Consider the following 23,445-nt stretch of genomic DNA (forward strand, 5'->3'; position numbering starts at 1 on the left):
CGCCGAACTCGTCGGCCCGCCCGGGTCCGGTCGTCCGAGCCTGTCAGCGCGTGCCCACCTGCGCGGCGACCGACACGTCACCGCGCACGACCGCGTCGACGAACTGGCGCGCCCACGCGAGCAGCTCCTTGCCGTGCAGCGGCTTGCCGCCGATGCGCGCGGTCGTGGGGAACGGCACGAGCACCGTGCGCACCGCGGGCTTGAGCACCGCACCGGGGTACAGCCGCTTGAGGCGCAGCTGCGCGGACTCCGCGAGCTCGACCGGTGCGAAGCGCACGAACCGGCCCTGCGCCGTGATGTCGGACAGCCCCGCCGCCCGCGCGTGCAGGCGGAAGCGGGCGACGTCGAACAGGTTCTCGACGGCCGCCGGGACGGCCCCGTACCGGTCCGCGAGCTCCGCGTGCACCTCGGCGAGCGCGGACTCGTCGGCCGCCGCCGCGACCTTGCGGTACGCCTCGAGGCGCAGGCGCTCGTGCGCGATGTAGTCGTGCGGGATGTGCGCGTCGACCGGCAGCTCGATCGTGACGTCCGGCAGCTCCTCCGGCTGGTCGCCGCGGAAGCTCGCGACGGCCTCCCCGACCATGCGCACGTACAGGTCGAACCCGACGCCCTCGATGTGCCCGGACTGCTCGCCGCCGAGCAGGTTGCCCGCACCGCGGATCTCGAGGTCCTTCATGGCCACGGCCATGCCGGCGCCGAGGTCGGTGTGCGCGGCGATCGTCTGGAGGCGGTCGTGCGCCGTCTCGGTGAGCGGCACCTCCGGCGGGTACAGGAAGTAGGCGTACGCGCGCTCGCGCCCGCGGCCCACGCGCCCTCGCAGCTGGTGCAGCTGCGAGAGGCCCAGCCGGTCGGCGCGCTCGAGGATCAGCGTGTTCGCGTTCGAGATGTCCAGGCCCGTCTCGACGATCGTGGTGCAGACGAGGACGTCGAACTTCTTCTCCCAGAAGTCCATGATCACGCGCTCGAGCTGGTGCTCGTTCATCTTGCCGTGCGCCACCGCGACGCGGGCCTCCGGCACGAGCTCGCTCAGCCGCTGCGCCGTGCGCTCGATCGTCTCCACCTTGTTGTGGACGTAGAAGACCTGGCCCTCGCGCAGCAGCTCGCGCCGGATCGCCGCGCCGATCTGCTTCTCCTCGTACGGCCCGACGAACGTGAGCACCGGGTGGCGCTCCTCCGGCGGCGTCGCGAGCGTCGACATCTCGCGGATGCCCGTGACGGCCATCTCGAGCGTCCGCGGGATCGGCGTCGCGCTCATCGCGAGCACGTCGACGTTCGTCCGCAGCGCCTTGAGCGTCTCCTTGTGCTCGACGCCGAACCGCTGCTCCTCGTCGATGATGACCAGCCCGAGGTCCTTGAACCGCACCCCGCCCGTGATGAGGCGGTGCGTGCCGATGACGACGTCGACCGACCCGTCGGCGAGCCCCTCCATGATCTCCTTGCTCTCCTTCGGTGTCTGGAACCGGGAGAGCGCCTTCACGGTCACGGGGAACGCCGAGTAGCGCTCGGTGAACGTGTCGAGGTGCTGCTGGACGAGCAGCGTCGTCGGCACGAGCACCGCGACCTGCTTGCCGTCCTGCACGGCCTTGAACGCGGCGCGCACCGCGATCTCCGTCTTGCCGTAGCCGACGTCGCCGCAGACGAGGCGGTCCATGGGGATCGGCTTCTCCATGTCCTGCTTGACCTCGTCGATCGTCGCCAGCTGGTCGGGCGTCTCGACGTAGGCGAAGGCGTCCTCGAGCTCGCGCTGCCAGGGGGTGTCCGGCCCGAACGCGTGCCCCGGCGTCGCCATGCGCGCCGAGTACAGGCGGATCAGCTCCGCGGCGATCTCCTTGACCGCCTTGCGGGCGCGGCTCTTCGTCTTGGCCCAGTCGCCGCCGCCCATGCGGTTGAGCGTCGGCGCCTCCCCGCCCACGTACTTCGTCACCTGGTCCAGCTGGTCCGTCGGCACGAACAGGCGGTCGCCCGGCTGCCCCCGCTTGCTGGACGCGTACTCGACCACCATGTACTCGCGGGTGGCGGCGTTCGCGCCCGTGCCGACCGTGCGCTGCACCAGCTCGACGAACCGCCCGACGCCGTGCTGCTCGTGCACGACGAAGTCGCCCGGGCGCAGCTGCAGCGGGTCGACGACGTTGCGGCGCCGGCTCGGCATGCGCCGCATGTCCCGCGTGCTCGACCCGGCCCGCCCGGTGAGGTCGGCCTCGCTGAACACCGCCAGGTGCAGGTCCTCGTGCACGAACCCCGGGCCCACGGGCGCGGGCGTCACCAGGACGACGCCGCCCTCGGGCTCGTCGTCCACGGTGCCCACGAGCCGCGCGGGCACGTCGGACGCGCGCAGCTGCTCGACCATGCGCTGCGCCGGGCCGTGGCCCTCCGTCGCGAGCAGCAGGCGCCAGCCCTCCTGCTGCAGGCGGCGCACGTCCGCGACGGCGCGCTCCACCTCGCCCCGGTAGCGCTCCACGTCCCGCGCCGCGACGACGAGCGTCCGCACGCCGTCGGTGTGGCCCAGCCCGTCGTCCGGCACCGTCGCGTCGTCCGCCGCGCCGGCGTCCAGCGTGAAGCCGCTGAGGGTCCACCAGCCCAGCCCGCGCACCTGCGCCCGCCCGCGGACGTCGGCGAACGTGCCGAACGACGCCGACGACAGGTCCAGCGGCACCTGCGCGCCCGCCGCGGCCGACGTCCACGCCGCCGCGAGGAACTCCTCCGTGGTGGCGACGAGGTCGTGCGCGCGCCGGCGCACGCGCTCGGGGTCGACGACGACGAGCAGGGACTCGTCGGGCACGAGGTCGACCACGGGGACCATCCGGTCCACGAGCACGGGTGCGAGCGACTCCATGCCCTCGACGGCGATGCCCTCGGCCAGCCGGTCGAGCATGTCGACGGCACCCGGCAGACGCTCGGCGAGCGCCCGCGCCCGCTCCCGGACGGCCGGCGTGAGCAGGATCTCCCGGCACGGCGGCGCCCACACGCCGTGCTCCGCGACCTCGAGGCTGCGCTGGTCCGCGACCGAGAACCAGCGGATCTCCTCGACGTCCTCGCCCCACAGCTCGACGCGCAGCGGGTGGTCCTCGGTCGGCGGGAAGACGTCGAGGATGCCGCCGCGCACCGCGAACTCCCCGCGCCGCTCGACCATGTCGACCCGCGAGTACGCGGCGTCGACGAGGCGCTGCGCGACGTCGTCGAGGTCCACCTGCTGACCCGGGCGGATCTCCACCGGGACGAGCTCGCCGAGCCCGTCCACCACCGGCTGCAGGAGCGCGCGGACCGGCATGACGAGCACGCGCACCGGACCCGTCGGACCGGGCTCGGGGTCCGGGTGGGCGAGCCGGCGGAACACCGCGAGCCGGCGGGCGACGGTGTCGGCGCGCGGGCTGAGCCGCTCGTGCGGGAGCGTCTCCCAGCTGGGCAGGACCGCCACGTCGTCGTCGGGCAGGTAGCAGCGCAGCGCCGCCGCGAGCTCGTCGGCGTCCCGGCCGGTCGCGGTGACGACCACCAGGGGACGGCCGGCCGCGCCGGCGGCGCGGCCGGTGGCGTGCGCCCCGGCGAGCGCGGCGAGCAGCGGCGGGCGCACGCCGGCGGGGCCGACGACGTCCAGCTCGCCGCGTGCGCGCACCGACGCGACCGCCTCGGCCGCGGCGGGGTCGGCGAGCAGGGCGGGCAGGAGTCCGGTGAGGTCCATGGGGTCCTTCGTACGGCGAGGAGGCACGGCCGTGCGCGGCACGCGCAGCACGAGCGCCCCGCGTCCGGGTGGGGGCGGGGTGCGTCCCTCAGTCTACGAAGCGGGACCGACACGGCCCGCCGGGCGGGTCAGCCGCCGGCGGCCTCCACGGCCGGCTCCGCGCCGACCCCGCCCTCGAGCACGGCCAGCGCACGGCGCAGCGCCGTGCTCGACGTGTGCAGCGTGTACGGCACGTAGACGACCTCCACGCCGACCTCGGCGAACCGCCGCTCCAGCGCGAGGCCCTTGGGCGTGCCCTGCCAGTCCGAGCCCTTGAAGAACAGGTCGAACCGCAGCGCCGCCCACGTGTCGAGCTTGTCGGGCAGCGTCTCCGGGTACGCCTCGTCCACGACGTCGATGTGCGACACGATCTCGAGCCGCTCGGCGAGGGGCACCACGGGCCGGCGACCGCGTGCGCGCTCGAGCATGTCGTCGCTCACGACCCCGGCGATCAGGTAGTCGCAACGGGCCGCCGCCCGGCGCAGCAGGTTGAGGTGCCCCACGTGGAACAGGTCGTACGCGCCCGGCGCGTACCCGATGAGCCGTCGACCCACGCGGCACCCTCCCCCGCTCGGTGCCGGGTGCCCCTGCCCCGGCCGCTGGAGCAACGGTACGGGGACGAGACGGCAGGAACCAGGGCGTTCCGGGTGAAACGGGCGCCGTCTCGGGGCGTCGGCGCCGTCAGTCGCCGGGGCCCGTCCCCGCGTCCACGACCGCCTGCCGGCGCGTGATCTCGTGGACCTCCTGGAAGAAGTCGTTGCCCTCGAGCACGCGGGACGGGGTGTCGAACACCTCGATGCGCCCGTCGCGCACCACCATCACCCGGTCGCACACCGACAGCGTCGAGAGCCGGTGCGCGACGAGGAACACGGTCGCGCGGCCGCGCAGGCCCCGGATCGTCTCCTGGACGAGCTCCTCCGACCGCACGTCGAGCGCGCTGGTCGGCTCGTCGAGCACCAGCACCTCCGGCTCCGCCGCGAGCGCGCGGGCGATCGCGAGCCGCTGCCGCTGCCCGCCCGACATGCCCTGCGCACGCCGTCCGACCGTCGTCGCGTAGCCGTCGGGCCAGCGCACGATCTCGTCGTGCACGTGCGCCCAGCGCGCGGCCTGCTCCACCTGCGCGTCCGTCAGGTCGTCGCGGTAGAAGCGGATGTTGTCGGCGACGGTGCCGAACACGAGCTGCGTCTGCTGGGGCACGTACGCCACGCGCCGCTGCCACTGGGCGCGGTCCACCTGCCAGGCGTCCTCGCCGTTCACGGTCAGCACCCCCGACGTCGGCTCGCGCAGCCGCAGCAGGACCTGGACGAGCGAGGACTTGCCGGCGCCCGACGGCCCGACGACGCCGACGACCTCCCCGCGCGAGACCTCGAACGTGAGGTCGTGCAGCACGTCCGCACCGGGCTCGTACCCGAACCGCACGTCGCGCATGCCGATGCTCTCGACCGTTCCCAGGGGACGCCCGCCGTCGACCTGCCGGTTCGCCCGGTAGGTCTCGATCGCCTCGGCCAGGTGGTCCATGAACGGCAGCTTCTCGTCGATCCCCGTGATCGAGTACTGCACGCGCTGCCCGTACGACAGCGCCCGGACCAGCATGAGGACGACCGCGCCCAGCGTCGTCATCTGCCCGACGTCCATGTACGAGACGACGCCCAGCGCCACGACGAGCAGGAGCAGCGCGACGCTCTGGTACAGCGACGGCATCGCGCCGACGAGGAACCGCGAGCGCAGCAGCGGCCGGCGCACGTCGTCGAGCAGCGTGTAGAACTGCCCGACGAAGCGCGGCGAGGCGCCGAACACCTGCATCTCCTCGGCCGTCGCCGCGACGCCCTGGACGCCGTTGGCGTACTCGACGTTCTCCTCGCTCAGCTCCCGCGAGTACCGGCGCAGACGGCGCGCGAGCGGACGCAGCGCGAGGAACAGCCCGAGGGAGGCGACCGAGAGCACCGCGGCCGCGACCGGGCTGAGCGCGACGGCCGAGACGAGCAGCGAGAGGAACATCAGCACGTTCGTCACGACGGACGCGATCTGGATGATCGCCTGCGTCGTGTGGTTCACGTGCACGTTCATGAAGGTCTGGAACTGCCCGTCCCGCTCGGCCGCCTTCACCGACCAGGTGGCGGCGACGAACGCGTCGAACAGCCGACGGCGCAGGCCGACCATCGCCGACGCGCTGATGGACGCCGGCAGGTACGCGAGCCACAGCTGCAGCCCGCCGCGGACGAGGGCGAGCACGAGCGCGACGACGAGCGCGACGTCGAGGGCCGAGTCGAGCGCGACCGGCCCGAGGTCCGCGCGCACGGTGTCCCGGCCCTGGGACAGCGAGAGCGCGAGCGCGGCGACGAGCGCGAGCAGCCCGGCCTCCGCGAGACCGGCGACGACCGAGACCACGGCGATGGTGACGACCTGGCCGCGCGAGGCCGCGAAGAACGGCGCCAGCCGACGCCACGCCGTGGCGGCCCGCCGGGCAGCCCCGAACGGGCCCTGCCCGCGCCGTGCCCCCGACCCGTCGTTCCCCGCCACGCGTCCGCCCCCGATCCGCCGGGTCGTGCGCCGGCACCTCGCCCGACCGTAGCCGAGCGGTCTGGTGCCGTCTGCACGGGTACGGGATGAAAAGTCCGGATCGGCCGTCCGCGAGCACGGGGCGCGGGACCGGCCCGGCCGCGGCGCGCCCCGCGAACGGCCGGGCGCGCCGGCGACTCAGCGGCGCGGGGCGTCCGGTGCGAGGACGTCCTCCACCTCGGCGGAGGTGTCGGCGGGCGCCCCCGCGTCGGCGCCGGGCAGGTCGTCGTCGGCCCGCGGGACGGTCGCGTCGCGACCGTCGTCGACACGGTCGGGCCCGGCCCCGGCGGGGGTGCCGGGGGCCGCCGGCGCGTCGGGGGCCGCCTCCGCGGCAGGCGCGTCCGGTGGCACCTCCGCGGCGGGCGCGTCCGGTGGCACCTCTGCGGCGCGCGTGTCCTGGCCGGACCCGCCGCGCGCCACCCCCGCGGCCGGGACCCGCACCGGCCGGTCGTCCCCGTCGCGCACGTCGACGGGCGCCGGGGCGTCCCCGCGTCCCGACCGCCGGTCGGCGCGTCGCACGTCCGCGCTGCCCTCCGGACGGCCCGCCTCCCACCGGGACGCGACGCCGCGCCGCCCGTGGGCGGCCGCCCTGCGTGACCCGGCGCGCCGGGGCGGTGCCGCCACGTACTCGTACGCCGCGGACGCCGGCACGCGCGCGCGGTTGAGGACCGCACCCACCACCCGCCCGCCTCCGAGGCGGACCTGGTCGACGAGCTCGCGCAGCTGCGGCCGCCGGGTCCGCCGCGCGTCGACCACGACGACCAGGCCCACCACGCGCCGTGCGACGAGCACGGCGTCCGCCACCGAGAGGACGGGCGGCGCGTCGACGAGGACGAGGTCGTAGCGCTCGCCCGCCTGCGCGAGGAGGTCCTCGAGCTCGCGCGAGGACAGCAGCTCGCTGGGGTTCGGCGGGATCGCACCCGAGGGCAGGACCGACAGGCCGTCACCGACGTCCTGCACGACGTCGTCGAACGCGGCACGCCCGACGAGGACCTCGGTGAGCCCGACCGCGCCCTCGATGCCGATGCGGTCCGCGACGGCGGGCCGGCGCAGGTCGGCGTCGACGAGGAGCACGCGGTCGCCCGCCGCGGCGAACGAGGCGGCGATGCGGACGGCGGCGTGCGTCTTGCCCTCGCCCGCCACGGCGGACGCGACGACGAACGCGGCCGGGCGGCCGGCGCGGCCGATCATCTGCAGGTTCGCCCGCACGCGCCGGACGTCCTCCGCCGCGGGCCCGGTCGCCGTGAGCGGGGCCGCGAGCTCGGGCGCCGAGCGCGGCAGGGCGCGCAGCGTGCCGAGGACCGGCAGGCCGGCCGCGGCCTCGACGTCCTCCGGCCGGCGCACGCGCGTGTCCAGGGCCTCGCGCAGCCACGCCGCGAGGACGCCGAGGACGAGGCCGGCGAACCCCGCGGCGAGCACGTTGCGGCGGGTGCTGGGCGCGAAGGGCGCCGAGGGCGGCACGGCCTCCTCGACGACGCGCGCGGTCACCGCGCTGCCCCCGCTCGCCGTCGCGGGCGCCAGGTCCTCGATCGCGACGCGCATCTGGTCGACGACCGCGTTCGCGACGGCGGCCGCCTCGTCCGGGGAGGCGCTCGTGACGCTCACGTCGAGGATGGACACGTCCCCCGACGTGCTCGCGGTGACGCGACCGGCCAGCTCGCGGCCCGTCTCGTCGAGCCCGAGCTCGGCCGCCACGGGGTCGAGCACGACCGGCAGCGACGCCAGCCGTGCGTACGACAGCATCTGCGCCTGCGTGTAGCTCGTGCCCTGGTTGAGGTCGCCGGGGTCCTCGGCCGCCGCGATCGTGACGTACACGGCCGCGTGCGCGCGGTACTGCGGCACCGCCGTCACGGACAGGTAGCCGATGCCGCCCGCGAGCACCAGCACGGGCAGCAGCATGAGCACCCAGTGCTTGCGCACCGCCGCCAGCACGTCGCGCAGCGTCATCCGGCCTCCTTCGTCCCTCGTTCGATTGAACCACCGGCCCCCGCGGACGCGACGGGCGGAGATGGGTGGACCTCGTGCACGTCACCCGCGCCGGACGGCACGGCCGACCTGGTCGCGCCCGGGACCCGGCCCCGACCGCGCCCCCGGCCCGGCCCACCACCGCGCCCCCGACGGGGCCCGCGACCGCGAGCCCCACGACGAACCAGAAGAACGTCGTGAACTGGGTGATGAACGCGACCGACGTGAGCGCGGGCAGCGTCGCCAGCGCGGCGACGAGCGCGGCGTCCCGGCGGCCCCGCACGAGCGCCGCGAGGCCCGCGAGCGCACCGGCCAGCAGCAGCAGGAGCGGCAGCAGCCCGTAGCGCAGCCCGACGAGCACGATCGCCGAGTCGATCGACTCGAAGCCGCCGAACGAGCGGGCACCCGACGCGTCCCGTGCCGCCGCCGGCGACTCCCCCACCCACGCGAGCTCGGGCACGAGCTGCAGCAGGTCGCCGCGGTACTGCGCCGAGCCCGACGCCTCGTCCCCGGCGCTGGTGAAGACCTCGAGCGCGACCGGCACGACGACGGCCGCACCGGCCGCGAGCAGCACCAGGACCCCGACCCGGAACCGGCGCGTCACGTGGCGGCCCAGGAACAGCAGGGACAGCACGAGGGCGGCGCCCACGCTCACCATGCCGATGCGGCTGAACGTGAACACGGCGGCCGCGGCGAGCACGAGCAGCGCGAGCGCCTTCAGCCACGGGCGCAGCGCGCTCACCCAGACGAACGGCACCGCCATGCCGAGCGTCGCGCCCAGCGCGATGGAGTGCCCGAACGCCGCCTCCGCACGCGCCTGCCCGCCGCGGACCTGGATCGGCGACCACAGCGTGTACCCGGACCGCTCGACGAACGGCGTGCCCGCACCGAACCCGACGAACAGGTTCGTCCCCGTCAGGTACTCCGCGACCGCGGCGAGCGCCACGAGGCCCAGCACGACGGCGACCCACGTCGCGACCACCTCCGGCGCGAGCTGCACCGAGACCACGCGGCCCACGACGTACGGCGCGGCCCAGCCGAGCACGACCGCGTACGCCGACGGCAGCGGCACGTACCCCGCGAGGAACGACGTGACCACCGCGCTGACGACGCCGAGCAGCACGAGGTCGAACGCCCGCAGCCGCAGGTCGACCCGGCGCCAGGAGGCGACGACGAGCGCGAGGCCCACGGCCGCGGCGGGCGTCAGGAAGACGACCTTCTGGATGCCGAACCACGCCGGGACGAACGCGAGGAGCACGAGGTACCCGACGAGCCCGAGCAGGGGACGGGCGCGCACCACGGCGAGCGTCGCGAGGCCGAGCGCCGCGACCACGACCAGCACCGCCAGCTCGTCCACGGCGGGCGCGGACAGCGTCATGCCACGCCTCGCCCCCGTGCCGCCCCCACCGGCCCCAGTCTGGCGACGGGACCGGCGGATGTCGACGCCCGCGCCGCGCCGGCCGGCGCGGACCTCACCCGAGCGCCGTCGCCGACAGGTCGTCCCAGGCCACGCGCAGCGGACCGTTCGTCGTCGCCGACGCCGTGTACTGGCCCAGGGCGACGCCGCCGCCGTCCTGCAGCTCGGGCGTCGCGTCCGTCGTCTGCAGCAGCCACGCGGCCGGCTCGGGCGCGGACGCCGGCCACACCTTCGCGCGGACCGTGGTCGTGCCCGACCCCTCGAGCTGCAGGCGCAGCCGCAGCGGCGTGCCGGCGGTGGTCGGGCCGCCCGGCACCGCCGCGCTCGCGAGCGCGGTGGTGCCCGACGTCAGACGACGCACGACCTGGGCCGTCGTCGCACCGTTCGCGGCGACGCGCACCGCGACCTCGTACTGCGAGTCCCAGCCGCTCGAGCGTCCCCCGAGCCAGAGCGTCGTCGTCCCGGCGTCCGAGAGGCGGTCCAGGGTGACCGTCGCGGTGACGTCCGCGTCCTGCACCGCCGTGGAGTCCACCCGCAGGCGCGGGGTGGAGCCGGCGTTGAGCGTCACGCGGCCGGCGCCGTCCTGCACCTGGTAGAGGCCCGCCGACCCGGTGCCCAGCCACGTGCCGCCCTGGTCGGCGACGCCCCAGCCGCTCGCGCTCGTGCGCCCGAACGCGTCGGCCACGAGCGCCGCCGGCACGATGGCGACCGTGACGACCTGCGTGGTCGTCGCCGTCCCGCCGTCGTCGTCGGTGACGGTCAGGCGCACCGTGTAGGTGCCGGCGGCCGAGTACGTGTGCGACGCGGTCGCACCCGTCGCCGTCCCGCCGTCGCCGAAGTCCCAGGCGTGGGACGCCACCGCGCCGTCGGGGTCGGAGGACCCCGAGCCGTCGACCGCGAGCACGGTCCCGGACAGCGACGACGTGAACGCGGCGGTCGGCAGCTGGTTGGGCGGTGCGGTGACCGTGACCGACTGCTCGGCCGTCCCGGTGTCGCCCGCGTCGTCCGTCACGGTGAGGCGCACCGTGTAGGTGCCGGCCTCGGCGTACGTGCGCGAGGCGGTCGGCCCCGTGCCCGTCGTCCCGTCGCCGAAGTCCCACGCGTACGCCGTCACCACGCCGTCCACGTCGCTCGACGCGGAGCCGTCGACGTCGACGCGCAGGCCGCTCACCGCGGGCGTGAAGGCCGCCGTGGGCAGGCGGTTCGTGGTCGTCCCGGTCCGGGCGGCGTCGTGGTGGTCGGCCACCTGCGCGGGGCTGAGCGCCCGCGTCCAGATCGACACCTCGTCGATCGCGCCGTCCAGGTAGCTGGACGAGGGCGCGTTCGCGAAGCTCGACATCCGGTCGCCGCCGATGCGCCAGTAGCCCCAGTACGGGCGGACCCACCCGGCGTCCCTGCGCTCGGCGACCTGGGAGCCGTCGACGTACAGCCGCATGACCGGACCCTCGTAGGTCGCCACGAGCTGGTGCCACGCGCCGTCGTTCACGGCGACGGGCGAGCGCAGGGTCAGGCGGTTCGTGCCGTAGATACCGAAGTTCACGCGTCCCGCGTTGTCGAGGTACAGCGCACGGTCGACGGTCGACGTGCCGGACAGCCCCGTGGCGGAGCTGCCGAAGTTGACCACCGCGCCCCCGCGGGTCGTCGTGGTGCGGACCCACGCCTCGACCGAGAACCGGTCCGGCGCGTTCGTGGGCTCCGTCTGCACCGCGAACGACCCGGACGTCCCCGGGAAGTCGGTGGCCGTGTCGCCGTCGCCCGCGAGCGCCCCGGCGACGCCGCGCACGATCCCGCTGCCGACCGTGCGCATGTCGAGGAACCCGGCGTCGTCGCGCACCGTCGTGCCCGCGGGGTCGCTCAGCCGGTGGTGGGCCAGCGGCTCGTCGGCGCGCAGCGCCGTGAGGTACGGGCTCGTGGTCCCCGACGCCGCGACGGTGGCCGACACCGGCGCCGAGACCGCGCGGTTGCCGAACGCGTCCGTCGCGGTGACGACGTAGGTCTGCGTCGATCCCGGTGCGCGTCCGTGGTCGGTGAGGCCGAGCGTCGGCGTCTCCCAGTACCGGTGCGTCACGGTGCGGGTGTGCAGGGGCGTGCCCGACGGGCTCGAGCCGCGGTACACGCGGTACGTGAGCGTCTCGTTGTCCCGGTCGTAGTTGCCGCTCCAGGTGAGCCGGACCTGGCCGGCCGCGGTCGACGTGGCCCGCACGTCCCAGCCCGTCCCGGACAGGCGCGGACCCTGGTCGTCGGGCGCGATGTCGCTGCGGGCGAAGCGGACGAGCCCCTGCTGCGCCCGCCCGTTCACGCCGGGGAACTCCCCGCCCATCGTCACGTAGTCCGCGTTGCTCGCGACCGACCAGCCGGCCTGGCCCTGCCCCGTGTACGTGCCGGTGTAGAAGTCCGGGTAGAAGTGCAGGAGGCTCGGCGCCGGCTGCCCCGCGGAGTGCGGGTAGCCGTAGATGTCCGGGGTGTTGGTCCCGGTGGCCTCGGTCGTGAACGCGTTGAGGTGGTGGTGGCCCCACGGCTCGGTCTGGGGGAAGCCGTCGGGGATGTTCCCGCAGTAGTGCGAGTGGCTGGCCGTGTAGACGATGCCGCCCATGCGCGTCACCGAGTAGCTGTCCCCGTGGCAGTCCGCGATCCAGACGGTCTCGCCGGTCACGGGGTCGGCCCGGAAGGTGCCCTCGAGGTTGCCCGCGCGCCCGTAGTGGTAGCCGGTCCCGTACACGCCGGTCTCGTCGGCGTAGAGGCTGAGGATCGCGGAGTTGGTGCTCCCGTTACGGATCTGCTCGGAGGCCGGGTACGGGATCGTCGCCCCCGTCGTCGGGTCGACGGACGCCAGGCCGATCGCGGACACGCCGTTCACGGTCTGGAACCGGCCCCCGAGGACGATCCGCTCGCCGTTCGGCTGGCGCGCGATCGCCGTGACCGGCGCCGACAGGTCGACCGAGAACGGCCGCACGGCGCCCGTCGCGGCGTCGAAGGCCGCCACGTGGCGCCGGGGCTGCAGCGTCGCACCCGTGACCGGCGCGACGGAGGTGAAGTTGCCGCCCACGTACACCGTGTCGTTCGTCGCCATGACCGCCGCGCCGCGCGACGCGAGCGTGGGGCGGAAGCCGGCGACCAGCTGCTTCGTGGCGGTGTCGAACGCCGCGATGCGCACCCGCCACTGCCCGTCGACCTTGTTGAAGTCGCCCGTGACGTAGACGCGCCGGCCGTCGGGCGAGGCGGTGACGCCCAGCGCCTGACCGTCGAGGACCGGTGCGAACGTCGGGTCGAGCACGCCCGTGCGGATGTCGTAGGCGAGCAGGTTCGCGCGCGGCACCGTGCTCGTGCCGGGCGCGGCGCCGGCGGGCCGGGCGGTGGTGAACTCCCCGGCGACGTAGACGGTGTTCCCGACGACCACCTGCGACCACACGACGCCGTCGATCTGGACGGTCGGCAGGGCGTCCGCGGTGACGGTCGTCGGCAGCCCCGGGCGCTCGGGGTCGGCGGGGGCGGAGTCGGCGTGCGCGGGCCCCGCCACGGCGACGAGGGCGGCGGCCGCCAGGACGGCGACGGCTCGGGATCCCCGGTGCAGGCGGTCGGTGAGGGACACGGCTTCCTCGCACTCTGGTCGCGCAGCCGCGGCCGGCCGGAAATGGTGCGAAGGGGACGTTAGACGCGTATCCGCCCGGTGCACCCGCTCCGTCCACCACTTCACCCAGCGCCGGAGCCGGATTCACCCGGGCGGTCGGCAGTCACAGTGGACAGTCGTCCGGGTCGGGGGTCTCACGACCGCCCGGCGGGGCCTGCTCAGGGGGCGAGCAGCCCCTGGACGACGACGGGCGGCACGTCGAGCCGCAGCAGGACCGTGAGCGCGAGGGGCGTGCCGGGAGCGGGCGCCGCGAACACGTAGGTGCCGCGTGCGACCCCGTCCCCGGGCAGCTGCGCCGGCAGCGGGGCGTTGCGCTCGTCGGACTCCGCCGGGCGCAGCGGCGCACCCTCCGCCCCGGCGTGCGCGGAGACGGCCGCGGCGTCGAGCCGCCGGCCGGCGGGACCGCGGACCTCGACCGTGAGGGCGACGCCCGGCGCGGCGACCTCGCCGACGCCCTCGGCCTGCGTCCGGACCGCCTCGACGCCGGTGACGGCGACGGTCAGCCCGGCCGCGTCCACGGGAGCGGTGCCCGAGCCCACCACGGGCGCCACGTCGCCGAGCGGGGGCACCGGCACGGGGGCGTCGGCCGCCGGCGGCACGGACCCCGGTGCGGCGGGGTCCGCGGTCGCCGGGCCGGGCGGCGGGGCGTCCGGGGCGCTCGACGCGGTCCCGGACGGGACCGCGGGCGACGTCGTGGTGGGCGCGGTCACCGTGGGCGTGGCCCCGGACGTGACGGGCCCGGCCGAGGCGCCCCGGTCCCGCGCGGTCAGCGCGAGGACGACGGCGACGACGGCGACCGCCGCGACGAGGGCGGCCACCAGGAGGGCCCGCCGGCGGCGCGCCCCGGCCGGGCCGTCCGCCGCGGGGACGTCCGCCGCCCCCGCCGGGCCGTGGGCCGCTCCCGCCGGGCCCTCGCCGGCAGCCCGCCGCCCTGCGTCGCCCGCGTCGTCGTGGTCCCGCTCGCCCATCGGACGCCTCCCGCTGTCGCTCGCACCGGCTCCGGCACGGTACCGGGACACCCCGGGACCGACCGGGGGCGACCGGGTGATAACCGTCGAGGGCCGGACGAATCACCCCAAAGGGCCCCTAGACTCACCGCGTCCGGCGGCCAGCCGGACCACCCGGGGGAGGAGAGCCGTTGCGCGTGCTCGTCATGTGGGCCGACGACCGGTCCTCCAACCTGGGGGTGCGCGCACTCGCCCAGGGCAGCGCCGCGCTCGTGCGGCGCGTCCACCCGGACGCCGACGTGGTGCACGTGCACTACCGCAGCCGCACCGCACCGTCGCCCGTGGGCGACTGGCGCCCCCTCGTGCGCGCCCGCCTCGACCCGCGGGTGCCGCTGCGGGACTGGCTAACCGGCTTCGACCTCGCCGTCGACACGCGCGCCGGTGACTCGTTCGCCGACATCTACGGGCTGCGCCGGCTGGTGACGCAGAGCCTGCTGGCCCGGCTCGCGCACGGGGTCGGCGTCCCCGTCGTCCTCGCCCCGCAGACGATCGGGCCCTTCGGCTCGCGGCGTGGCCGGACGCTCGCGCGGGCGACGCTGCGGCACGCGCACCTCGCGATGGCGCGCGACGGGGTCAGCGCGGAGGCGGCCCGCGCGCTGGGCCGCCCCGTGGACGTCGTGACCACCGACGTGGTGTTCGCGCTGCCGCGCCCCGCCGTGCCGCGCACGCGCGACGTGCTGCTCAACGTCTCAGGTCTGCTCTGGGCGCCGAACCCGCACGTCGACCACGAGCGCTACCGGTCCGTGGTCCTCGGGCTGGCCCGCACGCTCCTCGCCCGCGGCCGCCGCGTCGGCCTGCTCGCGCACGTGCTCGACTCCCCCGTCGCCGACAACGACGTGCCGGCCGTGCACGAGGTCGCGCGCCTGCTGGACCACGGCGACGTCGAGGTCGTCGTCCCCGCCGACCTCGAGGACGTCCGTCGGGCCACGGCGTCGGCGCGGCTCGTGGTCGGCTCCCGGATGCACGCGTGCCTCAACGCCCTCTCGACCGGGACGCCGGCCGTCCCGCTCGCCTACTCCCGCAAGTTCGCGCCCCTCCTGGCCGACCTCGGCTGGCACCGCACCCTCGACCTGCGCGCCGACGGCGACCCGGCCGCCGCGGTGCTCGCGCTGGCCGACGCGGACCTCACGGCCGACGTCGCCCGCCTCAACGCGCGCGCCGACGAGCTGCTCGCGGGCGCCACCACGGCGCTGGCCCGGGTGCCGTGACGACGCTCGACGCCCTGGTCGGGCGGGTCGTGGCCGCCGGCGCCTGCTCCGGGTGCGGGCTGTGCGCCGGGCTCGACGCGGGGCTCACGATGACGCTCGACGAGGCCGGTTTCGCCCGCCCCGTCCGCACCGGCCCGTCGACCGCGGACGCGTCCACGGTGGCCGCCTTCGAGCGCTCCTGCCCGGGCCGCACCGTGCGCGCCGCACGTCCGCCGGGCACCGCGCGGCACCCGCTGCTCGGCCCCGTCGCCGGCTGCTGGGAGGCGTGCGCTGCGGACCCGGAGGCACGGCGACGGGGCAGCAGCGGCGGTGTGCTGACCGCGCTGACGACGTGGCTCGTGGAGCAGGGCGAGGCCGTGCGTGGGGTGGGTGCGGCGCGCGACCCGGGCGAGCCGCGGCGGACCGTGCCCGTGACGATCCGCTCGCGTGCGCAGGCGCTGGACGCGGCCGGGTCCCGGTACGCGCCCGTGAGCGTCTGCGCGCACCCCGACGCGGCGGACCCGTCCTCCGTCACGACGGGCAAGCCGTGCGAGGCGGCCGCCCTGCGCGCGCTCGCCGACGGTGGCCCCGCCCCCTGCTGCTGTCCTTCTTCTGCGCCGGGACGCCGTCCGCACGCGCGACGGACGCCGTGCTCGACCGCCTCGGCGTGGCGCCCGGCGAGCCCCTCGCCGCGCTCTGGTACCGCGGCCGGGGCTGGCCGGGCAGCTTCACCGCCGTCCGGCCGGACGGGTCGCAGGTGGCGACCTCGTACCACGAGTCGTGGGGCGAGGTGCTGGGCCGCGACGTGCAGTGGCGGTGCAAGACGTGCCCCGACGGGGTCGGCGAGAGCGCCGACGTCGTCGCGGGCGACCTGTGGCGCACGGACGCGCGCGGGTACCCGGTGTTCACCGAGTCCGACGGGTGGAGCGCGCTGGTGGCACGGACGCCGCGCGGCCGGGACGTCGTGGAGCGCGCCGTCGCGGCCGGCGTGCTCACGGTGCGTCCGGTCGACCCGGACGACGTCATGGGTGTGCAGCCCCTGCAGACGACGCGCCGCCGGACGCTCGCCGGCCGCATCGCGGGCGCGCGGCTGGCCGGCGCGCGGGCGCCGCGCTACCGCGGCTTCGGCCTGGTGCGCCTGGCCCTGCGCGACCTGCGCGCGACGCTGCGCACCGCACGGGGCACCTACCGCCGCGTGCGCTCGGGCGCCGCGCGGTCCTGACCGGCGCCGACCGGCAGCGCCGCTCCCGCCGGGTCGCCCTGCTCGGGGGGCCGCCCGTACTCGACGACGACGTGGCCGAGCGCTCCCGCGACCATGCCGCGCCCGCGGGCCGCGTTGCGCCGTCCCACGAGCCGCAGCACCGGGTCGCGGCGCAGCGCACCGAGCACGACGCGCACGCCTCCCCCGGCCACGCGCAGCCCGCCGCGGGCGAGGTACCGCGCACGCACCCGGGCGCGCTCCGCCGCGTCCGCGGCGAGCACGAGCTCGGCCCGGCTCGCCGAGTTGCCGCTGCGACGGGCCCGGCGCAGCACCCAGCCCGGCGTCGTGCGGTCGGGCGGCACCCGGTCCACGACGACCGCCTCGTCGCACCACACGAGCCGCCCGCCGCGCCGGACGAGGTCCCGCGTGAAGAGCGTGTCGCTGCCGCCGCTGAGGCCGAACCGCTCGTCGAACCGCACGCCCAGCCGGCGCACCGCCGCCACGTCGAGCAGCAGGTTGTTCGTGGCCGCCACGTCGACGTCGGTGCCCGTGCGCAGCCGTCGCCGCTCGAAGAACCGGCCCGCACGTACCCAGGGCTCGGGCTCCGCCACGAACTCGGACACCACCGCGCCGACCACGCCGGTCGCACCCGTCGCGCGGTGGCACGCCGTCAGCGCCTCCCACCAGCCGGGCTCCGGCCGCTCGTCGTCGTCGACGAACACCAGGACGTCCGCGTCCGCGCACTCGTCGAGCGCGCGGTTGCGTCCCGCCGCGATGCCCGGCCGGGGCTCGTGCACGTAGCGCACGCGCGGGTCGCGCAGCCCCTCGACCCACGCCCGGGCCGAGCCGGCGGGGTCGTTGTCGACGACGAGCAGGCCGGCCCCGTCACGGGAGGTCGCGGCGAGGAACGCGGGCACGGCGACGCGCAGGTCCTCCGGCCGGCGGTAGGTGAGCATCGCGACGACGGCGGTCATGACCGGCTCCTCCCCCGGGCGGCCGCGAGCGCGGCCTCGTACGCCCGCACGTGCCCCTCGGCCACACGGTCCCAGCGACGCGCGCGCAGGTCCGGCGCCCCCGCCGGCGGGTCGGCGCGGAGGGCGGCGACCTCCTCGCGCAGCGTCTGCGACGTCAGCGGCGGGGTGAACCGGCGCACCCAGGCCGGCCCGACCTCGGCCGCCAGGTCCGCCACCACCTCGCCGTCCGGGACGAGCACGGGCCGCGCGAGCGAGAGCGCTAGCAGCGCGGCACCCGAGTTGTGCATCGCGCGGTACGGCAGCACGACGAGCTCGGCCGCCGTGACCTCCGCGACGAGCTGCTCGTCGTCGACGTGGCGCAGGTCCAGGCGCACGCGCGGGTCGTCGCCGGCCGCCGCCCGGACCGCGTCGGCCACCGCCGGCGTCGCGGCACGCCCCGCGACGACGAGGTCGAGACCGTCCGGCGGCGTCGCGCGGACCGCGGCGACGAGGTCCTCGACCCCCTTGTACGCGCGGACGAGCCCGACCGAGACCAGCCGGCCGGGCACCGGCCGCGCAGCCGGGTACGACGCGAACCACGTCGCGTAGTCCCCGTGGGGCACCGTGCTCGCGCGCGCCGGGTCGGGCACGGGCGTGCGGTCGTTCAACCGGATCCACCAGCCCGTGCGCCGGTCGCACCAGCGCGTCACCGCGGCGGTGGCGCGGTGCGGGCGCTCGTGCGGCTGGACGTTGTGCACGGTGCGCACGAGCACCCGGCCCCCCGTCGACGCGCGCAGCACGACCAGCGCGAACGCGGCCGTCGCCGCCCAGCGCCGCACGCGCGTCCCCCGGTCCACGACGACCTCGGGCCAGTGCACGTGCAGGACGTCGTACCGGCCCGCGAGCGCGCGCGACCAGCGGAACGTCGCGACGTCCGCGTGCGGCGCGAGCGCGTCGCGCAGCTGCACGAGGTAGGGGTTCGTGGTGGTGCGCGGCTCGCGGAACGACTGGAGCACGCGCAGGCGCGCCGTCCTGCCTCTCGCCACGCCACCCTCCCGTTCCACCCCGTCCACCCCGGCCACGGACACGACCGGCCGGTTCACCCGGGGGCCAGGCTCGCGACGCTACCCGCTCCACTAGCCTCGACACAGGCGGTTCGTCCCGATTTCGCCCTCGCTCTCCCGGAGGTGCCCGCATGCCCGACCGCGCTCCCCGCCACGGCGTGGTCGTCGTGAACCACCGCTCGGCGGAGCTGCTGCGCCGGCACCTCGCGGCGACGGTGGCCGGGCTCGAGGACGTCGTCGTCGTGGTCGTCGACAACTCGCCCGGGGCGGACGACCGCGCCCGGGCACGGGACGTCGCCGAGGCCCACGGCTGGACGCTCCTGGCGGCGCCCAACGACGGGTTCGGCGGCGGCGTCAACCGCGGGGTCGCGCACGCGCTCGCACGCGGTGCGCGCGCCGTCCTGGTGCTCAACCCGGACCTGTCACTGACGCCCGAGGACGCCGTGGCGCTGCTGTCCGCGGCCGAGCGGGACCCGGACGCGCTCGTCTCCCCGGTCGTGCACGACGCCGCGGGCCGGGTCTGGTTCGGCGGCGGCACGCTGGACCTGCGCCGCGGGCGCACCCGCTCCGGCGCGGGTGCCGTCGCCGGCGGTCCCGTCGACTGGTTGTCGGGTGCCTGCCTCGCGTCCTCCGCCGCGGCCTGGCGGCGGGTCGGGGGCTTCGACACCGGGTACTTCATGTACTGGGAGGACGTCGACCTGTCGTGGCGGGCGCGGCGGGCGGGTCTGCACCTGACGGTGCGCGAGGACGTGGTCGCGACGCACGACGTCGGGGGGACGCAGGAGCACGCCGGCAGCCGGCGCCGCTCGGACCTCTACTACGAGCAGAACTGCCGCAACCGCCTGCTGTTCGCAGCGCGCCACCTCGACGCCGCGGACCGGTGGCGCTGGGTGCTGTGGTCGCCGTGGTGGGCGCGGCGCGTGCTCCTGCGCGGCGGGCGGCGGCAGCTGCTGCAGAGCCCGCGGCCCCTGCTGTCGGTCGTCCGCGGCACGCTGGGCGGCGTCCGCGCGGCCCTGCGGCCCGCACGGACGGGCACTCCCGCGAACACCGGCACCGCCGCAGACACCGGCACCGCCGCGAGCACCGGCGCCCCCGCGAGCACCGGCACCGGGCGCACCGACGCCCCTGCACGCCGCCTCGTCGTCGCGCACCCGTCGACCGAGCTCTACGGCGCCGACCTGCAGATGCTGGAGACGCTGCGCGCGGCACGCGCGGGCGGGTGGGAGGTCGAGCTCGTGCTGCCCGGTGACGGCCCCCTGACCGCACGCGCGGCGGCCCTCGGGGTGCGGGTGACGCAGGCCGACGTGCCCGTGCTGCGCAAGGCGCTGCTCCACCCGGCCCGGCTGCTGCCGCTCGCGGCCGCGGCCGCAGGCTGCGTCGTGCGCACGGTCCGCACGCTGCGCCGCACCCGTCCGGACCTGGTGTACGTGAGCACGTTGACGATCCCGTGGTGGGTGCTGGCCGCGCGGCTCGCCCGCGTCCCGGTGCTGTGCCACGTGCACGAGGCGGAGGAGGACCAGCCGCGCGTCGTGACGGCGGCCCTGACGGCGCCGCTGCTCCTGGCCGACCGCGTCGTGACGAACTCGGCCGCCGCACGGCGCAGCGTGGGTCTCGTCTTCCGGTCCCTGGCCGAGCGCGCCGTGGTGGTGCACAACGGCGTGCCGGGGCCGGCCGAGGCACCCGCGGCCGCGCCGGCACCCGCGGACGGGCCGCTGCGGCTCGTGCTCGTCGGGCGCCTGTCACCGCGCAAGGGGACCGACGTCGCCCTCGACGCGGTCGCGCGGGTCGTCGAGCGCGGGCACGACGTGCACCTGCGCGTCGCGGGCAGCACCTTCACCGGCTACGAGTGGTTCGAGGCCGAGCTGCGCGCGCGGCTCGAGGACCCGCGCCTGGCCGGACGCGTCGAGCTGCTCGGGTTCGTGCACCCGACGTGGCCGCTGCTCGCCGACGCCGACGTCGTGCTGGTGCCCTCCCGCGTGGAGCCGTTCGGCAACACCGCCGTGGAGGCGATGCTCGCCGGCCGTGCGGTCGTCGCGTCCGGCGTGCAGGGGCTCGCGGAGATCCTCCGGGACGGCAGCACGGGGCTCCTCGTGCCGCCGGGCGACGCGTCGGCGCTGGCCGACGCGATCACCCGGCTGGCCGAGGACCCCGCGCTGCGTGCCCGGCTGGCCGCCGCCGCACGGGCGGACGCGCTCGCGCGCTTCTCCCCGAGCGGTACGCGGCCGACGTGCGCGCCCAGCTCGACCGGGTGGCCGAGCCGGCGCTCAGCTCCCGCGCTGCGTGACCGTCGTGGCGGCGCCGTCCGCCCAGCGGTTGCCGCGCATCTGCAGCAGCGGGATGGTCCCCGCGTCCGCGATGATCGCGCAGCCCTTGTGGACCTGGTCGCGCTCGAACGTGTTGTCGGCCAGCACCGTGCCCGACAGCGGGCCGTGCGACTTCTCGGCGAGGTTGACCGAGCAGCCGCCGCCGCCGATGCGGTTGCCGCGCAGCTCGAGCCCGCGCACGGCCCCGCGGTCCTGCGTCACCATGACGGCCGCGTTGCGGGTGTCCTCCAGGACGTTGCGCAGCAGGCGGATGTTCGAGCCCGCGGCGATCTGCACGTTGTCGTCGTGCGTGGGACCGCCGCCGAAGTTCGGGTCGTTCTCCCAGTGCAGGTTGCCGTGCAGCCAGGAGTCCTGGACCAGCACGTCGCCTCCCGTGACCATGAGCTGGTCGGTGACCGAGTGCACCTCGACGCGCGTCATCGTGAAGCTCTGCCCGATCACGCCGCGGACGTTCGGGGAGCGGTGCTTGGAGTAGAGCTCGGAGTCCTCGATCGTGACGTTGCGGGCCCCCTCGAGGACCATGACGAGCCCGACGCTCGTGTCCGACGGACGGCCGCTGATCACGGAGCGACGGATCGTCACGTTCGGCGCCTCGACGCGGACGATGCCGCGGATGTCCATGGAGTCGACGACCGTGCCGGCCTTCGTGATGCGCATGTCGCCCTCGTGCACGGTCAGGCGCGTGCCCGCGGGCACGCCCGTGGTGTCCGGACCGGGCGTGCCGGCCGGCGGGCGCGACGCGGGTGCCGACGGCGCCGGCGCGGGCGTCGCGGTGCGCGTCGGGCTCGGGGCCGGCGCAGGCGCGCGCGTGGGGGTCGGGGCCGGCGCGGGCGCGCGCGTGGCCGTCGGGGCCGGCGCGGGCGCGCGCGTGGCCGTCGGGGCCGGCGTGGACGTCCGGGACGGCGTCGGCGCGGCGGTGGGCTTGCCGGTGCTCGTCGGACGCGGCGTCGCGCCGTCGACGGTGTAGCCGACGACGCGGACCGTGAGGCTCACGCTCGCCGCCGAGCTGTGCAGCGCGACCTCCCGGTCCGCCCCGCGCAGGTCGACGGTCACGTGCGTGTTCTTCGCGCGGCGCGTCGGCGTGGTCATCGCCGGGTCGGCCAGGCAGGCGCGGGTGGCACGGTCGCCGGGGCACGCCGAGACCTTGGTGGGGCGCCACGCGAGCTGACCGGTGACCGAGAGCTTGACGCTCGTCGCGGCGGCCGGGACCGGCAGCCGCAGCACGTGCGTGCCGCCCGGGCCCACGACGTGACGGGTCAGCACGCGCCGGTCGAGCTCGACGAACGTGCCCGCGGCGTGCGCGGGCGCCTCGCGGAACGGGACCGGCCCGGCGGCCAGACCCGTCGCCAGGAGCGCGGTGAGGGCTGCCCCGCCGAGGAGCCGGAGGCGCCGTCGCCTGCGGGCGTGGTGTCGCCGGTCAGCTCGCGTTGCCGTCATGTCTCGGTACTCCCCCGTCGGTGGCGGGACCGTTGGTCCCGGATACGGGAGGCGACACTAGGACAGCGGACCAATCGGGTGAACCGGGGCGAACGTCACCCACACGTGTCAGTCGTGGACGCCTTCCGAGGCCGCTGCGACGGCCGGTCCGCTCACCAGGAACGTCACCCGTTCGTGACGCAACCGTGGCGGTACTGTGATCTTCGTCACACGTCTGCGTTCCTGGACAGCGTGCGCATCTCGCCGTACCACTTGACCGCCGCGGCCGCCGTGAACAGCGCCGTGCACGCGACGAGCACGGCGTAGACGACGAGGAACGCGTCCGGGACCGCCAGGAGCAGGAACGACAGGCACAGCACGCCGTAGTCCGTGGGCACCACGAGCAGGGAGCGCAGCCACGGCGCACGCCCGCCCTGCGCCGCCGTGCTGCGCACGCCGTGGGCCCGTCTCAGCTGCTCGGTGAGGATCATCGCGAAGAAGAGGACCGAGCCGGCCACGACGTGCAGGAGCGGCACCGCCGACCACGCCGGGTCCGCCCAGCCGTGCAGGTGCATCCCGACCAGCAGCGCGACCGGGAGCGTCACGATCTTGACCGCGTCGACCACGTGGTCCAGCCACTCGCCCGCGCTGCTGCCCGTCCCCGTCAGCCGCGCCAGCTGACCGTCCGCCGAGTCGAGCGCGTAGCCGAGCACCAGGCACGCCGTCACGGCCAGGGCCTGCACGACCCCCGGCTGCAGCACGGCGAGCAGCGCGACGCCCGTGAACGTGGCGAGCGCGCTCAGGCCCGTGACCTGGTCCGGCGTCAGGCGCGCGCCGTACGCCCACGCCGCGAGGTGGCGGCCCAGGCGCCGGTTCACGAAGCGCGAGTACGCGGGCGCGCTGCGGGCGGCCTGCTTCTGCGCTGCCTGCAGCCGCCCCAGCGTCACGCGGTACGGCTCACGGCCCACCGGTCTGCTCGTCGCCGTCCCGGTCATCGTCGCTCTCCCGT

12 protein-coding genes and 2 pseudogenes are annotated in these 23,445 nt (G+C 76.4%); 4 read left to right on the forward strand and 10 right to left on the reverse strand.

Annotation, left to right across the window (positions count from 1 at the left end; genetic code table 11):
- Positions 1–43: 43 nt before the first annotated feature.
- The 6 genes from mfd to GC089_RS14190 all read right to left on the reverse strand — a co-directional run bounded on the left by mfd (position 44) and on the right by GC089_RS14190 (position 14,252).
- Complete coding sequence (mfd, locus tag GC089_RS14165) at positions 44–3,676, reverse strand: transcription-repair coupling factor (RefSeq protein ID WP_155378198.1); 3,633 nt, start codon at positions 3,674–3,676, stop codon at positions 44–46.
- A 128-nt stretch (positions 3,677–3,804) separates the two neighbouring features.
- Positions 3,805–4,269 carry an adenylyltransferase/cytidyltransferase family protein gene (locus GC089_RS14170; protein ID WP_155378199.1) on the reverse strand — a complete coding sequence of 155 codons (465 nt, stop codon included), beginning with the start codon at positions 4,267–4,269 and terminating at the stop codon, positions 3,805–3,807.
- 127 nt (positions 4,270–4,396) lie between these two features.
- Positions 4,397–6,235 carry an ABC transporter ATP-binding protein gene (locus tag GC089_RS14175; RefSeq protein ID WP_155378200.1) on the reverse strand — a complete coding sequence of 613 codons (1,839 nt, stop codon included), beginning with the start codon at positions 6,233–6,235 and terminating at the stop codon, positions 4,397–4,399.
- Positions 6,236–6,412: 177 nt separating this feature from the next.
- Positions 6,413–8,221: a polysaccharide biosynthesis tyrosine autokinase gene (locus GC089_RS14180; protein ID WP_155378201.1), complete on the reverse strand. Its 1,809-nt coding sequence runs from the start codon at positions 8,219–8,221 to the stop codon at positions 6,413–6,415.
- Positions 8,222–9,711: 1,490 nt separating this feature from the next.
- A complete protein-coding gene (locus GC089_RS14185; RefSeq protein WP_230684828.1) occupies positions 9,712–13,245 on the reverse strand; it encodes a PKD domain-containing protein in 3,534 nt (1,177 codons plus the stop codon).
- A 197-nt stretch (positions 13,246–13,442) separates the two neighbouring features.
- Positions 13,443–14,252, reverse strand: coding sequence for a hypothetical protein (locus GC089_RS14190; RefSeq protein WP_155378202.1), 810 nt, complete (start codon positions 14,250–14,252; stop codon positions 13,443–13,445).
- A gap of 176 nt (positions 14,253–14,428) precedes the next feature.
- On the opposite strand from GC089_RS14190, the gene GC089_RS14195 reads away from it, so the two are divergent.
- The 3 genes and pseudogenes from GC089_RS14195 (at position 14,429) to GC089_RS19245 (ending at position 16,700) form a co-directional block, all read left to right on the forward strand.
- Positions 14,429–15,499, forward strand: coding sequence for a polysaccharide pyruvyl transferase family protein (locus GC089_RS14195; protein WP_230685255.1), 1,071 nt, complete (start codon positions 14,429–14,431; stop codon positions 15,497–15,499).
- Positions 15,500–15,588: 89 nt separating this feature from the next.
- Positions 15,589–15,963 (forward strand): annotated as a pseudogene (locus GC089_RS20170) (coenzyme F420 hydrogenase/dehydrogenase beta subunit N-terminal domain-containing protein); the annotation flags it as partial.
- A 62-nt stretch (positions 15,964–16,025) separates the two neighbouring features.
- The gene (locus GC089_RS19245; RefSeq protein WP_255449015.1) at positions 16,026–16,700 is read left to right on the forward strand and encodes a Coenzyme F420 hydrogenase/dehydrogenase, beta subunit C-terminal domain; all 675 of its coding nucleotides are present in this window, start codon (positions 16,026–16,028) and stop codon (positions 16,698–16,700) included.
- Here the strand turns inward: GC089_RS19245 and GC089_RS14205 are convergent.
- On the reverse strand, positions 16,664–17,653 hold the full coding sequence (locus GC089_RS14205; RefSeq protein WP_155378204.1) for a glycosyltransferase family 2 protein: 990 nt from the start codon (positions 17,651–17,653) through the stop codon (positions 16,664–16,666). The two genes, GC089_RS19245 and GC089_RS14205, sit on opposite strands and share 37 nt — an antisense overlap.
- Positions 17,650–18,678 (reverse strand): glycosyl transferase, encoded by a 1,029-nt coding sequence (locus tag GC089_RS14210; protein ID WP_155378205.1) that lies wholly within the window; start codon positions 18,676–18,678, stop codon positions 17,650–17,652. Before GC089_RS14210 ends, GC089_RS14205 begins: the two co-directional genes overlap by 4 nt.
- 149 nt (positions 18,679–18,827) lie before the next feature.
- On the opposite strand from GC089_RS14210, the pseudogene GC089_RS19250 reads away from it, so the two are divergent.
- A pseudogene (locus GC089_RS19250) lies at positions 18,828–20,891 on the forward strand (glycosyltransferase); the annotation flags it as partial.
- 69 nt (positions 20,892–20,960) lie between these two features.
- On the opposite strand, the gene GC089_RS18495 reads toward GC089_RS19250, so the two are convergent.
- The gene (locus tag GC089_RS18495) at positions 20,961–22,457 is read right to left on the reverse strand and encodes a hypothetical protein (RefSeq protein WP_196250937.1); all 1,497 of its coding nucleotides are present in this window, start codon (positions 22,455–22,457) and stop codon (positions 20,961–20,963) included.
- A gap of 206 nt (positions 22,458–22,663) precedes the next feature.
- Positions 22,664–23,431: a CDP-alcohol phosphatidyltransferase family protein gene (locus GC089_RS14225; RefSeq protein WP_155378206.1), complete on the reverse strand. Its 768-nt coding sequence runs from the start codon at positions 23,429–23,431 to the stop codon at positions 22,664–22,666.
- Positions 23,432–23,445: the final 14 nt, after the last annotated feature.

Source organism: Cellulomonas sp. JZ18 (assembly GCF_009720485.1).
Taxonomy (GTDB): Bacteria; Actinomycetota; Actinomycetes; order Actinomycetales; family Cellulomonadaceae; genus Cellulomonas.

Bases quoted from the DNA above. Each gene is read 5' to 3' on its own strand.
- mfd (WP_155378198.1), bottom strand. From the start codon at position 3,676: ATGGACCTCACCGGACTCCTGCCCGCCCTGCTCGCCGACCCCGCCGCG.
- GC089_RS14180 (WP_155378201.1), bottom strand. From the start codon at position 8,221: ATGACGCTGCGCGACGTGCTGGCGGCGGTGCGCAAGCACTGGGTGCTC.
- GC089_RS14190 (WP_155378202.1), bottom strand. From the start codon at position 14,252: ATGGGCGAGCGGGACCACGACGACGCGGGCGACGCAGGGCGGCGGGCT.
- GC089_RS14205 (WP_155378204.1), bottom strand. From the start codon at position 17,653: ATGACCGCCGTCGTCGCGATGCTCACCTACCGCCGGCCGGAGGACCTG.
- GC089_RS18495 (WP_196250937.1), bottom strand. From the start codon at position 22,457: ATGACGGCAACGCGAGCTGACCGGCGACACCACGCCCGCAGGCGACGG.
- GC089_RS14225 (WP_155378206.1), bottom strand. From the start codon at position 23,431: ATGACCGGGACGGCGACGAGCAGACCGGTGGGCCGTGAGCCGTACCGC.